15 protein-coding genes are annotated in these 14,744 nt (G+C 47.3%); 8 read left to right on the plus strand and 7 right to left on the minus strand.

Annotated features, from left to right (window positions below; genetic code table 11):
- Positions 1 to 6: 6 nt before the first annotated feature.
- From FEN17_RS20810 to FEN17_RS20820, 3 genes are read right to left on the minus strand one after another with little or no spacing between them, the layout of a single operon-like run.
- Positions 7 to 1,674: a DUF8832 domain-containing protein gene (locus FEN17_RS20810; RefSeq protein WP_138367315.1), complete on the minus strand. Its 1,668-nt coding sequence runs from the start codon at positions 1,672 to 1,674 to the stop codon at positions 7 to 9.
- Entirely contained in the window at positions 1,671 to 2,891 is a 1,221-nt protein-coding gene (locus FEN17_RS20815) for a hypothetical protein (RefSeq protein ID WP_229208927.1), read from the minus strand. Before FEN17_RS20815 ends, FEN17_RS20810 begins: the two co-directional genes overlap by 4 nt.
- A 29-nt stretch (positions 2,892 to 2,920) precedes the next feature.
- Entirely contained in the window at positions 2,921 to 3,577 is a 657-nt protein-coding gene (locus FEN17_RS20820; RefSeq protein ID WP_310589775.1) for a C40 family peptidase, read from the minus strand.
- A gap of 184 nt (positions 3,578 to 3,761) precedes the next feature.
- Between FEN17_RS20820 and FEN17_RS20825 the strand changes: the two genes are divergently transcribed.
- From FEN17_RS20825 to FEN17_RS20860, 8 genes are all read left to right on the plus strand, one after another.
- A complete protein-coding gene (locus tag FEN17_RS20825; protein ID WP_138367317.1) occupies positions 3,762 to 4,373 on the plus strand; it encodes a fumarylacetoacetate hydrolase family protein in 612 nt (203 codons plus the stop codon).
- 49 nt (positions 4,374 to 4,422) lie between these two features.
- Positions 4,423 to 6,381 (plus strand): M23 family metallopeptidase, encoded by a 1,959-nt coding sequence (locus tag FEN17_RS20830; RefSeq protein WP_138367318.1) that lies wholly within the window; start codon positions 4,423 to 4,425, stop codon positions 6,379 to 6,381.
- Positions 6,382 to 6,384: 3 nt separating this feature from the next.
- Positions 6,385 to 6,846: a thioredoxin-dependent thiol peroxidase gene (bcp, locus tag FEN17_RS20835; protein WP_138367319.1), complete on the plus strand. Its 462-nt coding sequence runs from the start codon at positions 6,385 to 6,387 to the stop codon at positions 6,844 to 6,846.
- 92 nt (positions 6,847 to 6,938) lie between these two features.
- Positions 6,939 to 7,796: a transketolase gene (locus FEN17_RS20840; RefSeq protein ID WP_138367320.1), complete on the plus strand. Its 858-nt coding sequence runs from the start codon at positions 6,939 to 6,941 to the stop codon at positions 7,794 to 7,796.
- 57 nt (positions 7,797 to 7,853) lie between these two features.
- Positions 7,854 to 8,807 carry a transketolase family protein gene (locus FEN17_RS20845; protein ID WP_138367321.1) on the plus strand — a complete coding sequence of 318 codons (954 nt, stop codon included), beginning with the start codon at positions 7,854 to 7,856 and terminating at the stop codon, positions 8,805 to 8,807.
- A 207-nt stretch (positions 8,808 to 9,014) separates the two neighbouring features.
- Positions 9,015 to 9,557, plus strand: coding sequence for an RNA polymerase sigma factor (locus tag FEN17_RS20850; RefSeq protein WP_138367322.1), 543 nt, complete (start codon positions 9,015 to 9,017; stop codon positions 9,555 to 9,557).
- Positions 9,558 to 9,611: 54 nt separating this feature from the next.
- On the plus strand, positions 9,612 to 10,052 hold the full coding sequence (locus tag FEN17_RS20855) for a hypothetical protein (protein ID WP_138367323.1): 441 nt from the start codon (positions 9,612 to 9,614) through the stop codon (positions 10,050 to 10,052).
- Positions 10,053 to 10,074: 22 nt separating this feature from the next.
- On the plus strand, positions 10,075 to 10,533 hold the full coding sequence (locus FEN17_RS20860; protein WP_138367324.1) for a hypothetical protein: 459 nt from the start codon (positions 10,075 to 10,077) through the stop codon (positions 10,531 to 10,533).
- Positions 10,534 to 10,612: 79 nt separating this feature from the next.
- Here FEN17_RS20860 and FEN17_RS20865 read toward each other — a convergent pair whose 3' ends face one another.
- The 4 genes from FEN17_RS20865 to hisB all read right to left on the minus strand — a co-directional run bounded on the left by FEN17_RS20865 (position 10,613) and on the right by hisB (position 14,667).
- On the minus strand, positions 10,613 to 12,157 hold the full coding sequence (locus FEN17_RS20865) for a SulP family inorganic anion transporter (protein ID WP_229208928.1): 1,545 nt from the start codon (positions 12,155 to 12,157) through the stop codon (positions 10,613 to 10,615).
- Positions 12,158 to 12,238: 81 nt separating this feature from the next.
- Positions 12,239 to 12,886, minus strand: coding sequence for a carbonic anhydrase (locus FEN17_RS20870; RefSeq protein WP_138367326.1), 648 nt, complete (start codon positions 12,884 to 12,886; stop codon positions 12,239 to 12,241).
- 99 nt (positions 12,887 to 12,985) lie between these two features.
- Complete coding sequence (locus FEN17_RS20875; protein WP_138367327.1) at positions 12,986 to 13,288, minus strand: hypothetical protein; 303 nt, start codon at positions 13,286 to 13,288, stop codon at positions 12,986 to 12,988.
- A gap of 254 nt (positions 13,289 to 13,542) precedes the next feature.
- Positions 13,543 to 14,667, minus strand: a complete 1,125-nt coding sequence (gene hisB / locus FEN17_RS20880; RefSeq protein WP_138367328.1) for a bifunctional histidinol-phosphatase/imidazoleglycerol-phosphate dehydratase HisB — start codon at positions 14,665 to 14,667, stop codon at positions 13,543 to 13,545.
- Positions 14,668 to 14,744 lie beyond the last annotated feature (77 nt).

Here is a 14,744-nt window from a genome sequence, read left to right on the forward strand (position 1 = left end):
CAAATATTACAGTGTGACCAGGTCGGAAACCCGCGCGTCAAATACGCCGGTCAGGACTTTTTCATTCCTCCTGACTTGCAAAAAGATCCGGTAGCGGCCACCTTTCGGGAATGCGTAGGGGAATGAGATCCGGTTGCCGTGTTCCATGCCCGACATTCCCTGGCCGCTGGCATCATACATGCCCATTTCGGTCATCAGGAATTGCTCCCTTTCAATCATCGGCATCGCATTGAGCCGCGCCATTTGCTTGTCAACACTATCCCTGAAAATGGCTGGGGTTGGTTTTTGCACGACCTTGGCAGTATCGGCGATCCGGTTTTTAAAAGTCTTTTCTGCCGCCATGGCGTAAGAGCCGGTCGGATGTAAATGAATGTATACGGAGCCGTCGGATTTCATCACTGCCACGTGGCCGGTCATACCAAGATAAGGCTCGGGGAAGCAGGGACTTCCGTCTGGATTATATATTTCAAAATTGAGCTGGTAGGGTTTTCCAGCTTCCAGCGCTTTGTCCGGCTTGCCTTCCCAGATTGCGTACGAGCCGTCGCTGAAAACGGTTTTGGTGCCTGGCTTGCCGCAGATTACCACATTGTCGTCCAGCGGGATCCTGCCGGGGGCATCCATTGGGTCGGTTATTACATAGGTATCTTCCTGCGCGGTAACATTTAAAGGTACCTCCTCTTTTTGTGCCGGGATTTCCAGGGTATCTACAATGGTCTCAGCAAAACCGGAAAACTGGACGATATCAGAATAAACCAAATATTTGCCAGCAGGTAATTTGGGTAGATAAGCTTCAAAAGTAGTACTATCCTTCCGCTCGGGGTGAATGTGGGCGAAAGCGTCCAGTCCGGGCGTTCTTACCAGGAACGTGTGCATTAATTTTCCATGATCGGGGATTAAGGTGCTGAGCATGCTGCCGCGCCTGCGCTCTGCAAAGCCGGTCGTGTCGATTTTGAGTTGAAAAACGCGCTGGTCATTCCGGATACTCACATTCGCATCGCCTTTCAATGGTTTGTAAAGCCACTGCTTATACTCGGATGCCCAGCTATCCCACCAGCTGCTTCCACCGTACAAAATCAATGTGCAAAGTATCGCCGCGATGCCCATATTAATCCACCGTTTCCGCCTCTGTGCGCCGCTGAGCTCGTCCCCCGGTTTCAAAAGCCCGTCGCTTACACTCGCGCCGATGGTCGTGATCATTAATAAAAACAACAAAAGTCCGAGAATGCTAAGCCCGATACCGAGTTCTTTGGGCATCGCCCGCTCGGCAGTGGATACCGCGGCAATGGGTACAATCAGCTCTGCTTTTCCCTGATCGCCTTCAATCAAAATCTGCGCGCTCGAAGAACCCGATTGCATCAGCCACACAATGCCTTTAAACTGACTGGTTTGTCCGGGTACCGGAGGCAGGTCGTCGGCGGTAGGGGCGCCTTGGTCGCCCGAGTAAAAATAAATTGGTCGCGCGGAGACTTTTTTGGCGAAACCGTTTTCAATGAAAACAGTAACATTGGCCGTTCCCGGAATCACATCCGGGGGCTCGACGCTGACCAAAACTTTGTAGGGTCCCGCCTGTCCCTGCATTTGGACGCCCGCACTGCCGACATGCGCAAAAACATTTCCGGTAGCGATCGCGAGGGCCGCTGCCGCAAAAAAGAGAGTGTGAAGCAGCTTTTTCATCGTTGAATTTTATACATCCAGTTTCCCCAGGCCAAACCGATTCTTGTAGAAATCAATGTGGCGATCAATGCAATACCTAAGCCTTTCAATAAATCAGGCGTGCTTTCGACCATCCACGGGCCGAATTTGTACCGGTACTGCCAGTCGGGACTGTTGCCGAAATACCAATAGTGACTGCCAAAAATCCAGTTCCTGGCGTAAGGCGATTCCATCAGAAATGCGCCGAAATACCATTGAACTACAAAGAAGACCAGCAGAAAAGCGCAGGCAAAAATGGGCGTCAGTTTCCAATCATTCAGGTAGGCAAATCGGTTTCTAAGCAGGTCGATGACGATGGCGGGAATGATCAGTAAAAGCGGAAATTGAAATCCCTGATAGTGATCGAAATGATTCAAAATCGGACCGAGTTTGGGCTCGGCGGGGAATAAGGGGATGATCCACAATGTTCCCAGCATCAATACGGTGTAAACAGCCGCGACGGCGGTAGTGGCCCATTTGTGCGAAACGGCCTTCCCGACCGCCATCATTAAAATCGGAAAAGCTGCTCCGGCAAAAATATAAAAGCTGGAACGATGGGTGCGCATGCGGCCCAGTTCTTCTGAAATCAATGTGTACCAGATGGTTAGCAAAAATCCAGCAGAGAGTGCAAAGAGCCAGAAAAGCACCTTGTCCAGGTTTTTGTGATTGTTAAAATGAATGTTCCGGAAAAAGCGGATCTGATTTTTAACCGCAATCACACTGATCATTGCGCCAAATTGTATGCCGATAATGCCCAAAATCAGCACAGTGTGCGGCGGTGAAAGAATGGTGACGTCGAGACCGTAGGTATTGTGCCACCAGTCGTCGAAAGGTGCGGAAGTAAGCATGGATAATGCGCCCCAGACGCAGAACAATGATCCGAGCGAGCTGTAAAAAAAGCCCCAGATCTTGACACTTTTGGCCTTTTCCTGCGCGCTTCCCCAGAATGTTTTTCTTAAAATTTCGTAACCGGAGAACAATCCGGAAACGACTGCGCCGAGGTAAATGACCAAATGCGGCGGTGATAAAAGTCCGTCGCGACCAATGCTCAAATGCCAGCAGATATCCCAGATCAATCCGGTGATAACGCAAAATGAGGCAAAAACGGTGGCGTAAATGTAAACTGGAATGCCCGGGCTTTCTTCGATGGCGACGGCTTTTCCGGTTGTCGGCGGGGGAGGGTTGAGTACGGCTTGCACCTGCGGATTTAAGGGTTTTGAGTAAAAGCTCAGAAAGGCCGCATGGCCTTCACGAACCTACCTTTAAAGTACGTAGAAAAAAGATTATCCTCACGAACTCCACGTGAAGTTGAGGCATGGATAAAAATAATTTCCTGCGTGTTGCGGACATCGGTAACAATGCCAGCGTGAGACACATAACCTTCCTTACCCGCCTCGGGGACGAAAAACAACCAGTCGCCCGCGCGGATATCTTCCAGCTTGCTCACTTCCTGCCCGAATTCCGATTGTTGCCAGGAAATCCGCGGTACTTTCACGCCGATCTCAGAGTAAACCGAACATATCAGTCCTGAACAATCGATGCCGTTTTTATCATTGCCGCCGGAACGATAAGGCGTGCCGGTGTAAGTTCGTGCGACTTCCACCACTTCGGGAATGTCGGCAGAGGTGTTTGTCGGGCGGGAATAGGTTGGTTTTGAGGCAGCTGGCGTAGTTCTGCGAGCAGGGGCAGGCCTGCGGGCGGGAGCTTTGGCAGGTGCTCTTCTCGACATTAATGTAGGCCGCTGACCCGATTTTCGGGAGGCAGACTTTTCGGGCGTTTTCCTGAGCGTGTCGCAGGAAGACAGGGTTTGAAGAAGGATAATGCAGGTGATTGAAAAAATAGAAAGGAAAATCCGCTTGTTCATGCGCACGCTTTGTAATGACACAGTGGTTACTTCAAAAATAGTGAGAATATCTTCCTGAAAACATAGGGCGGGCTTTTTCGGGTATTGCATTGCTATGTACCCAACTCCTTTTTGAAGCGAAAAATTGTCCTAAATATTATGCGGCTGAAAGGTTAACAGTTAGTTTTGCCGCTGACATTCATCCAGTTTAATCTTCCAGATTTCAATGAAAATTATTTGTGTCGGCCGGAATTATGCGGAGCATATCGCAGAGCTGAATAACGAGAAACCAGATGCCCCTGTGATATTTTTAAAGCCCGAAACCGCTCAGATCCGCTTGGGAGAGCCGTTTTTCTATCCCGATTTTTCCAAGGATGTGCACCATGAAGTGGAGCTGGTGATCAAGATCAACCGGGTTGGAAAGAACATTGAGGAGCGGTTTGCGCACAAATATTATGATGAAATTGGCGTAGGGATTGATTTTACAGCCCGCGACCTCCAATCGCAATTGAAAGCCAAAGGTTTGCCCTGGGAGCTGGCGAAAGCATTTAATGGCTCTGCGCCGGTGTCGGAATTTGTGCCGGTGAGTGATTTTGAAGACATCCAAAATTTGAATTTCAGCCTGGATGTAAATGGTGAAACGCGCCAGAATGGTAATTCTTCCATGATGCTTTATCGGATTAACTACCTGATTTCCTTTGTTTCAAAATATTTTATGCTCAAAAAAGGCGACCTGATTTTTACCGGTACGCCCAAAGGGGTTTCCGCAGTGAACATTGGCGACAAGCTCACGGCGTCGATTGAAGGCAAGAAGATGCTGGAATTGTTCGTTAGATAAACCGTATTCTTCAACCGCGGTCCTGACACCGAAATCCATACACTTTTTCATGCAATACTATCTTCGGACAATCGTCCGGTCTGTTCTGTTTGTACTTGGCCTGGCGGGCGCATTGCCACATTCATTTGCCCAAAAACTGACTTATCCCAAAGGTTACTACCAATTTCCGATCCGGCCGGGGCTACCCAACTCGCTGGCTGGCGGCCTGGGCGACTTGCGCAGCAATCACTTTCATGCCGGATTGGATATCAGGACGGAGCAGCGGGAAGGTTTGCCGGTATATGCTGCTGCTGAGGGTTTTGTGTATAAAGTGGCGGTACAGCGTACTGGTTATGGTAATGTGATTTACCTGCGTCATCCAAATGGTCAAACTTCGGTTTACGGGCATTTATTAAAGTTCAGCCCGTCACTGGCGGCGTATGTGCGCGAAGAACAATATAAGAAGCAAACATTTGAAATAGAGCTCTTTCCGGAAGAAGGTAAGTACGCTTTCAGGAAAGGGGAACTGATTGCACTTTCGGGAAATACGGGCGGCTCGGCGGGGCCGCATTTGCATTTTGAGATCCGGGATTCGAATAACAATTATCTGAACCCGCTGTATTTTGGTTTTAACGAAATCAAAGATGTGACGCCGCCGAAGTTCGTGAATCTGGCGATCCGGCCGATGGATATCAATGGTCGGGTAAGTGGGCAGTTCGATCGGAAAGTTTACTCGCCGGTGAAGCAGGCTGACGGTTCTTACAAACTGAAAGATACAGTCACTGCCACGGGGTTAGTCGGGATAGATTTGGTTGCGCACGATCAGATGACAGGCACCGGGTTTCGGTATGGGTTGCAATGTATTGAGATCAAGATGGATGGGCGCGAGTTGTTTTCTTACAACATGGAAATTTTTCCGAGCACATTAACCCGCGATTACAACAACCTCATCGATTACCAGACCGAGCAGCAAACCGGGCAGCGTTACCTGAGATGCTACGTACCCGACGGCAATAATTTTAATCTATACAAAACCGACCTCTACAAAGGCAAGCTCAACATTACGGATACATTGAGCCACGAGGTACGGATCCGCATATCCGATTCCTACGAAAATGCTTCGGAGCTGGTTTTCAGCATAAAAGGCGAAGTTCCAAATCCGCTGGTGCCGGTTTTTGATAAAGAGGTAAATCCCGAGTATGTGCTGACAGACGTGCAGGAAAACACATTGATCGTGAAAGCCAAATATTACCGGAGCTCAATGCCTTTCGCGACCTATTTTGTTGAGGGAAAAGAAATTAAAAAGACGCCCGATTTATACGCTGGCGAATCGGCCATTTTCCTGACTGATCTGAGAGAATACCGCCCTGATTCTGTAAAAATCAATAATACGATCGTAAAAACATTCCTGCGGAGTCAGATTTTACCTGGAACCGCTTCTTCCTATAAAGCGGAAAAATGGTCGGTGGATTTCAAGAACACCAGCTTGTTCGACACGTTGTTTCTAACCGGTCAGAGAAATTTCAATGCACTGACGATCAACAACCGCGGCATTGCTTTGAATGATAACATTGCGATTACCTTCACACCGGAAAAAGCACCTGAAAATAAAGACAGGACGCACATGTACCGCTATCTCGACGGCTACTACCGTTTCCTCGGCGGTGTCTGGAATGAAGATCAGATCCAGTTTGACACGCGGGAACTGGGCACATTTGTGACACTGGCCGATACATTACCTCCGAAATTGCGGCTGGTAGAACATAGCAAAAACCGGATCACAGGCTTTATCGGGGATAACACTTCGGGTATCGACCACTTTAAGGCGACGGTCGGCGGGGAGTGGGTTTTGTTAAATTATGATTATAAAAAAGGTTTTATCTGGTCTGAGAAACTGGACGATAGCATACCGTTTGACGGCGAGGTCGTAGTAGAAGTGACGGACAGGGCGGGAAATAGTACTATCTTGCGAACAGAATTGGTCGATCCGGTTGTTGTCCGTAAGAAGGTCAAAAAACGCAAAAGATAGAATATGGTACTTCAAGCCGGTGATAATGCGCCTGCATTTGCTGCAAAAGATCAAGACGGAAAGATTGTCAAGCTGTCGGACTTCAAAGGGAAAAAGGTAGTCCTTTATTTTTATCCCAAAGACGACACCCCCACCTGCACCACACAAGCCTGCAACTTGCGGGATAATTACAAGTTACTCTTGAAAAAGGGTTATAAAGTGCTGGGAGTAAGCGTGGACGATGAAAAAACTCATCAAAAATTTATTAAAAAATATAAACTCCCCTTTCCTTTGCTGGCAGATACCGAGCACGCGATGGTGGAAGCCTACGGCGTGTGGGGAGAGAAGACTACTTTTGGGCATACCTATATGGGAACCAACCGAACCACTTTCGTTATTGATGAAAACGGGGTGATTGAAGAAATCATTGGAAAGGTCCAATCAAAACACCACACTGATCAAATTCTTGGCACTATTCAGCAATAAAGCTTAATGTTGAACCAGCTAATAAGCAGACATTTATAGTTTCGGAATAGTTTATAACAACAGCGTACCAAACATCTCAATAGAAAAGAAAAATGGAAATTGAACAATTAGAAAAGGTTGCTTCGCAAGTTCGCCGTGACATTGTACGGATGGTACACGGCTGCCAGTCGGGACACCCGGGCGGCTCACTGGGTTGCACGGAATTACTTGTGGCCCTGTACTTTGAGCGCCTTAAATTGAAAGAGCAGGACGGTAAACCTGTGTTTGACATGAACGGAACGGATGAAGACCTTTTCTTCCTTTCCAATGGACATATTTCTCCGGTTTGGTATAGCGTACTGGCCCGCCGCGGGTATTTCCCTGTGGCTGAGCTGGCTACATTCCGTAAGCTGGATTCACGTCTGCAAGGTCACCCTACCACCCACGAACACCTGGAAGGTATCCGCATTGCTTCCGGTTCTCTGGGACAGGGACTTTCGGTAGCATTGGGCGCGGCGATGGCTAAAAAACTGAACAATGATAAAGGCCACGTATATGTGCTGATGGGCGATGGCGAGCAGCAGGAAGGCCAGGTTTGGGAAGCGGCAGGATTTGCACCCCACCACGAGGTCGACAACCTGATCGCATTCATCGACTTGAACGGTCAGCAGATTGACGGGCCGACGGTGAAAGTAATGAACAACCGTGATTTGGGTAAAAAATACGAAGCATTCGGCTGGGAAGTGATCTCGATTGAAGAAGGTAATGATATGGCTGCCGTGCTGAAAGGTCTTTACGAAGCGAAAAGCCGTCTGGGACATGGTCGCCCAATCCTGATTTTGCTCCATACCGGTATGGGCTTCGGGGTTGATTTCATGATGGGAAGCCACAAATGGCACGGTGTTGCGCCAAATGATGAACAATTGGCAGCTGCGCTGGGCCAGTTGGAAGAAACTTTGGGAGACTATTAATTCAAACAAAACTGAGGTTCATATCAACCCTGGTTTCATAAACGACTTTATACAGAAATGAAAAAATACACTTTCACTGAAAAGAAAGATACCCGCTCGGGCTTCGGTGCAGGCATGCACGTGCTCGGACAACAGAACCCGAATGTTGTTGCACTTTGCGCTGACCTCGTAGGTTCTCTAAAACTGGAACCATTTATCAAGGAAAATCCGGAGCGTTTTATTCAATGCGGTATTTCGGAAGCGAACATGATCGGTTTGTCGGCTGGTTTGACGATCGGCGGGAAAATTCCTTTCGCTACCACATTCGCCAACTTCGCGACTGGCCGCGTGTATGACCAGATCCGCCAGAGTGTGGCTTATTCCAACAAAAATGTGAAGATATGCGCATCCCACGCAGGTCTTACATTGGGTGAAGACGGCGCGACGCACCAGATCCTGGAAGATTTGGGTATGATGAAAATGTTGCCTGGCATGACCGTGATCAACCCTTGCGATTTCAACCAGACCAAAGCAGCCACGATCGCGATCGCGGAATATGAAGGACCCGTTTACCTGCGTTTCGGACGTCCGGTAATTCCAGTTTTCACGGATCCTGATCAGAAATTTGAGATCGGAAAAGCGTGGATGGTGAATGAAGGTACGGATGTCAGCATTTTTGCGACGGGCCACATGGTGTGGGAAGCGATCCAGGCTGGCGAAATGTTGGAAGCTGAGGGTATCAATGCTGAGATCATCAACATCCACACAATCAAGCCGTTGGACGAAGAAGCAATTCTGAAATCGGTAGAAAAAACAGGCTGCGTGGTAACTGCCGAGGAGCACAACCGCATTGGTGGCTTGGGCGACAGTGTTGCACAGGTTTTGGTAAAACACAAACTGGCGCCTCAGGAGTATGTTGCGGTAAACGACAGCTTCGGCGAAAGCGGCACACCTGCTCAGCTTCTTGAAAAATACGGTTTGACTGCGAAGCACATTGTGGAAGCAGCGAAACGTGCTATCGCAAGAAAATAATCAGGATAACATACGTCATTCTTTCGGGATGGCATCATTTCTTTAAGTCCTGCTGAAAGTGAAACATTGGTTTTGCTTTCGCAGGACTTAATTTATTTGGCCTGAAATAAAAATTAAACTATTATTGGTTTGCATTGATCCCGGATTTGGAGGGGAAGTACGGAGGGGATTTTGAACCGGGATCAAGTATCAAGTTAGTACGATTGAATGTCTGACGAGGAATTATTAGCACTTTTTGAGAATCCCGACACGCGCCGGAACGCGTTCAACCAGCTGGTGCGCAAGTATCAGCAAAAGGTATATTGGCTGGTGCGGAAAATGGTGGTGGATCATGACGATGCCAATGACATTACCCAGGATGTGTTCATCAAAGCCTGGACAGCACTTGAAAATTTTCGCGGCGATTCGAAATTGTATACCTGGCTTTACCGGGTTGCGAGTAACGAGGCCATCAATTTTCTCAATAAAAAGAGAAGGAAATTTTTTGTGCCGATTTATGATGTTGAAAATGAGTTAAGCGAAAAACTGGAAGCTGATCCGGATGTAAGCGGCGATGCGATCCAGCTGAAATTGCAGAAGGCTTTATTAAAATTACCGGAAAAGCAGCGGCTCGTTTTTAACCTCAAATATTTTGAAGATCTGCCGTACGAGGAAATTTCAGAGATCACCGGAACTTCCGTCGGCGCGCTAAAAGCCTCATATCATTGGGCTACAAAAAAAATAGAGGATTTTTTAAACGATACCGATTAAACCATTTACAATTACTTTGGTCAAAACCCTGAAAGCTCGGAAATATAAACAATCATGGAAAAGAAACGGATACGGTTAGAGGATCTCAAAAGGGAAGTTCCCTTTTCTGTACCCGAAGATTACTTTGATAAGCTGCCTCAGATCATTCAGTCAAGAATTCCTGCTGAGCCAGCGCGCCGACCGGTTTTGGATTGGTCGTGGCAACGTTGGACTGGCTTGGTTTCGGCTATGGCGCTGATTTTGGTGCTGGTGTGGGTGACTGTACCTGAGCGTCAGGGATCGCTGGGGCAGGAGCCGCTGAGCAATGTGAGCAATGCATCGATCATTAATTATCTGGAAGAAGAAAATATCAGTTACTACGATCTGAGCGAGCATAAAGTAGTTCAGAAAGCATTTGATACGGATTCAACCGTATTGTATTACCTGGATGGGCTGGATGACGAGTTTCTTCGCCAGCAGTTGCAGGAAACTGTTTCCGCGCAGGAAACCATATAAGTACCCTAACACGAACAGAGAAATGAACTTAACATTTAATTTTAGAAAATATCGGAACATTTTTGCCATCCTGATCATCGCGCTGGGCGCAGTAACTACCGCTCAGGCACAGCGCCGTTCCGAAGAAGAAATCAAGAAGATCCAGGATGCAAAAGTGGCTATCATTACCAATCGCCTGAACCTGACGCCTGAACAATCGACAGGTTTCTGGCCGGTTTATAATGAATATTCCCAGAAACGTAGAGAAATTCACCGTGCACAGCGCCAGATTATCAATAATAAAAAGGCAGAAGGAAAAACAGATGACCAGGTTTTGGATAATCTGAAAGAGGTGCAGGATTTAAAACAAAAAGACCTTGATCTTGAAAAAGAGTATCAAAGTAAATTTTTAAAAGTAATTTCTGCCAGTCAAGTGATCGAATTGTATAAGGCTGAACGTACATTTAATGATATGCTGATCCAACGTTTGAAACAGCGGTAGCATTAAAAGAATAATAACCTGCTAGTCAATTTATTACAATGTTTGCCCACATTCAGCTCATTGCGGAATGTGGTTTTTTTTAATGTCCGCCTACCACGTACACTTCGTTAATCCCTTTTGTTTCAACCCGGATGTTCCGTAGCGGTGCCGAATGTTTCTTGAAATCCTGAATGATTTCGAGCACGTCATAATCAATGTTCAGCGACCTGCTGCCGTCGATGACCACCGTCACGCCTTCCGGTAAATTTTCCAGCGTGGTACTGATACTACCTTTGTTCAGGAATGTAACTTCTTCTGAAAGGATCAATGTTACCACATCCCCGTCGCGGTGTTTTTCTTTGATGTATTGATAAGAATGCTGCGAATTTTTCTTCAAAATAAAATAAATAGCTACCACCATCCCGATGGCAATTCCTTTTAAAAGATCGGTACTTAATATGGCGATGATGGTGACGATAAATGGTATAAACTGCTCTTTTCCAAGCCGGTACATGCCCTGGTAGAGCGAAAATTTGGACAGCTTATAACCCACTACCAAAAGCACGGCGGCCAAAGAAGCCAGCGGGATGTGATTGAGAAAATGCGGAATGAAAACCGCGGAAAGCAGCAAAATCGAGCCGTGAATGATGGTGCTCATCTGTGTCCGCGCGCCGGAATCAATGTTGGCAGAACTCCGCACAATTACCTGGGTTACAGGCAAGCCGCCGATCAGTCCCGAAACCATGTTCCCGATTCCTTGCGCGATTAACTCCCGGTTGGTTGGCGTGTCGCGTTTGAAAGGGTCGAGCTTGTCTGTCGCTTCTACCGAAAGTAATGTTTCCAGACTGGCCACGATCGCGAGTGTGGCGGCGATGGTGTATACTTCAACTCTTGTGAATGCTGAAAAGTCGGGGGTTTTAAAAAAGCTGAAAAACTGGGAAGCATTAGAGGCAACCGGCAGTTGAACCAAATGATCTCCCGATAATGTCCACGCAGGAAACCAAGCCGAGAATGCCAGATTAAGTGCAATACCGGTCAAAACCACAAACAATGCACCCGGCACGTACCGGAAAAATTGAATGCGTTTAATGAAAGGTTTATCAAAAAGAATCAGCATCGCAAGTGAAATTCCCGAAATGATCATCGCGCCCGTGCTGCTATACCTGACCGATCTGTAAAGTTCAGTGAATGTATTTTGTCCGTCCTTCTGGTCGAAAGCTTCGTCGCCCATGAAGTCGGCATCGTAGCCAAAAGCGTGGGGTATTTCTTTCAAAATCAATGTAATACCAATCGCGGCCAGCATTCCTTTGATCACTGACGAGGGAAAATAGTAGCCAATAATACCGGCTTTGAGAAACCCGGCGATCACCTGCAAAACGCCGGCCAATACCACTGCCAGCAAAAATGCCTCGAAGCTGCCTAGCGTTTCGAGCGCGCTAAGCACAATCACGACCAAACCAGCGGCTGGCCCCGCCACACCGAGCGCCGAGCCGCTGATCGAACCCACGACAATCCCGCCGACCACGCCGGCGATAATGCCCGAAAACAACAGGTCGGAGCGACCGGTGGATGCAAGCGCTACCCCCAGGCAGAGCGGCAATGCAACCAGGTACACGACCAGCCCGGAGGGAAAGTCGTACTTCATATTGGATAACCAATGATTTTTTTTCAGTGACATACGACTGGTTCGAAAGGATCAAAAAATAGGAGTTGCTTGCTGAATGTGCTACACAATCTGCGCGGTTTCGAGACGATATACGTCCTCCATGTCCGAGTTGCTGTCGGTGGTTAAGCCGAGGTCATTTAAAATGCCATTTGCAACATCATAGACCAGTCCGTGCACCAGCAGCGGTTTTCCGTTTAGCCAGGCATTTTGTACAATAGAAGTTTTCGCAAGGTCGCGGACTTGTTCCTGCACATTCAATTCGACAAGCCGGTTTGATCTTTCTTTCGGATCGGCGATTGCATTCAGTTCCGCCTGATGCAGTCTATATACATCTTTAATGTGGCGTAACCAATTGTCGATCAGGCCCACTTGCTTGTTGCCCATCGCGGTAAGTACGCCGCCGCAGCCGTAGTGGCCGCACACAATGATATGTTCAACGCCCAGCACATTCACCGAATAATCGAGCACGCTGAGCATGCTCATATCCGTGTGGATCACCATGTTGGCAATGTTGCGGTGTACGAAAATATCGCCCGGCTGGGTGCCGGTAATTTCGTTGGCGGGTACGCGGCTGTCGGAGCAGCCAATCCAGAGAAATTTGGGGCTCTGACCGTTGGCAAGATTGGTGAAGAAGTCGGGGTTAGCGGCGGTGGTTTCGGCTACCCATTTTTTATTATTGACAAATAACTGATTATAAGATCTGATCATGATTTCTGAAAAAATTGAGAATAAAACATACAGGTTAATGCGCGGCGCAAGACGAAATGTCCCGACGGGGCAAACCTTGAAATAAACTTTAACGGGAAATCAGATCAGTTCCGGTGGGGGAGAAAGGAGCTTATAGAAAGTCTCGCTTTGGAACTGGTTTGTGAAAGAGAAGGCGTTTTTAAGCGGAATGGCTAAGCAGCATTTGCCAAAATCCAGTGAGTGCGAGGTCAGTAACTGATCGTCACCGATTTTTTCAACCTCGGTTTCTTCGTTTTCATTGTCACAGGTGCCCGACTCGCAAGTCACGGAAGCTTTTTGCTTCGCCAGCAAAAGACCCGCAACACCTGTGGCTTTACAGATGAGAAAGGTCGTAAGCAGTATGAGGCAGAGCGTTCTGAACAATGTATGCTTTGTTTTAAAAACAGAAAAGGAACATTCACAACGTAAAATGTTCCTTTCGTTTTTCTTATTTATTGACTTTCCAGTTCTTCTCATTGTTTTCCAACCAACGTCCCACCAGGAAAGCGGAGCCGAGTAAAACAATGTAAAAAGCGATCATTATAATGGTCATGAACATAAAAATACGCAGTTGGTTTTCGACTTAACGGTAACAAAAATAGCTAAAAAATGCCAAGGTCGGCTTGGCTGGGAAAAAATTAAAGTACACCTTTTGTGGAAGGCATGAAGTCCAGGGCTTTCAGATCACGCTTAACCGCCATTTTGATGGCTTTTGCAAATGCTTTAAAAATTGACTCGATCTTGTGGTGCTCGTTTTGTCCTTCCACTTTAATGTTCAGGTTCGACAAAGAGGTATCTGAGAATGATTTAAAAAAGTGAAAGAACATTTCTGTCGGCATTTCACCGATTTTTTCTCTCTTAAATTCCGCATCCCACACAATCCATGGACGGCCCGAAAAGTCGATTGCGACCTGGGCCAATGCTTCGTCCATCGGGAGAAGAAATCCGTAGCGGCTGATGCCTCTTTTATCGCCGAGTGCCTGGCGATACGCTTCGCCCAGTGCCAGGGCAGTATCTTCAATAGTATGATGTTCGTCAATGTGTAGGTCACCTTCAACCTGGATTGTCAGATCCGCGCCGGAATGTCGCGCGAGTTGGTCGAGCATGTGGTCGAAAAATCCGAGTCCGGTGTGAATGTTGGACCGGCCGCTGCCGTCGAGGTTCAGCTCAACTTTGATCTGCGTTTCTTTGGTATTTCTTTCAACAGAAGCTTTGCGGGAAGGTAGTTTCAAATGTTCGTAAATGTTATCCCAATCATTGGAAATCAAGGAAGTAGTCACATTCATCTGATCCGACATGCCGCTTTCCGGCACGGCATCGGCAATCAAAATCGCTTTTGCACCCAGGTTCACAGCAAGCTGCACATCTGTCAGTCTATCACCGATTACGTAGCTATTTGCCAGATCATATTCTTCTGAAAAATAGGAAGTTAACATGCCAATTCCCGGCTTACGGGTCGGAAGGTTGTCTTCGGGAAAACTTCTGTCAACATATATCTCCGTGAAATGTACACCTTCACCCTCCAATGTTTTGAGCATTTTGTTCTGCGCAGGCCAGAAGGTATCCTCCGGAAAAGAATCCGTTCCTAAACCATCCTGGTTTGTTACCATTACCAGCTCATAATCAGTTTCTTCCGCAATTTTTCTCAGGTTGGAGATTGCTTTTGGCAGGAATTCCAGTTTTTCAAGAGAATCAACCTGAAAATCGGTTTTGGGCTCAACAATGATCGTTCCGTCACGATCTATAAACAGGACTTTTTTCATGAATGGTGATTAGAGATTAGCGGATTTCAGGAGTGAACATGGATTCCTTTACCGGTGCAAAGTTCGCAAACTATATG

Origin of the sequence: Dyadobacter luticola, from assembly GCF_005860805.1 — a bacterium.
Taxonomy (GTDB): Bacteria; Bacteroidota; Bacteroidia; order Cytophagales; family Spirosomataceae; genus Dyadobacter; species Dyadobacter luticola.

Excerpts from the sequence above, each read along its gene's own strand:
- FEN17_RS20810 (WP_138367315.1), bottom strand. The coding sequence starts at position 1,674 with ATGAAAAAGCTGCTTCACACTCTCTTTTTTGCGGCAGCGGCCCTCGCG.
- FEN17_RS20825 (WP_138367317.1), top strand. The coding sequence starts at position 3,762 with ATGAAAATTATTTGTGTCGGCCGGAATTATGCGGAGCATATCGCAGAG.
- FEN17_RS20830 (WP_138367318.1), top strand. The coding sequence starts at position 4,423 with ATGCAATACTATCTTCGGACAATCGTCCGGTCTGTTCTGTTTGTACTT.
- bcp (WP_138367319.1), top strand. The coding sequence starts at position 6,385 with ATGGTACTTCAAGCCGGTGATAATGCGCCTGCATTTGCTGCAAAAGAT.
- FEN17_RS20840 (WP_138367320.1), top strand. The coding sequence starts at position 6,939 with ATGGAAATTGAACAATTAGAAAAGGTTGCTTCGCAAGTTCGCCGTGAC.
- FEN17_RS20845 (WP_138367321.1), top strand. The coding sequence starts at position 7,854 with ATGAAAAAATACACTTTCACTGAAAAGAAAGATACCCGCTCGGGCTTC.
- FEN17_RS20850 (WP_138367322.1), top strand. The coding sequence starts at position 9,015 with ATGTCTGACGAGGAATTATTAGCACTTTTTGAGAATCCCGACACGCGC.
- FEN17_RS20855 (WP_138367323.1), top strand. The coding sequence starts at position 9,612 with ATGGAAAAGAAACGGATACGGTTAGAGGATCTCAAAAGGGAAGTTCCC.
- FEN17_RS20860 (WP_138367324.1), top strand. The coding sequence starts at position 10,075 with ATGAACTTAACATTTAATTTTAGAAAATATCGGAACATTTTTGCCATC.
- FEN17_RS20865 (WP_229208928.1), bottom strand. The coding sequence starts at position 12,157 with ATGAAGTACGACTTTCCCTCCGGGCTGGTCGTGTACCTGGTTGCATTG.
- FEN17_RS20870 (WP_138367326.1), bottom strand. The coding sequence starts at position 12,886 with ATGATCAGATCTTATAATCAGTTATTTGTCAATAATAAAAAATGGGTA.
- hisB (WP_138367328.1), bottom strand. The coding sequence starts at position 14,667 with ATGAAAAAAGTCCTGTTTATAGATCGTGACGGAACGATCATTGTTGAG.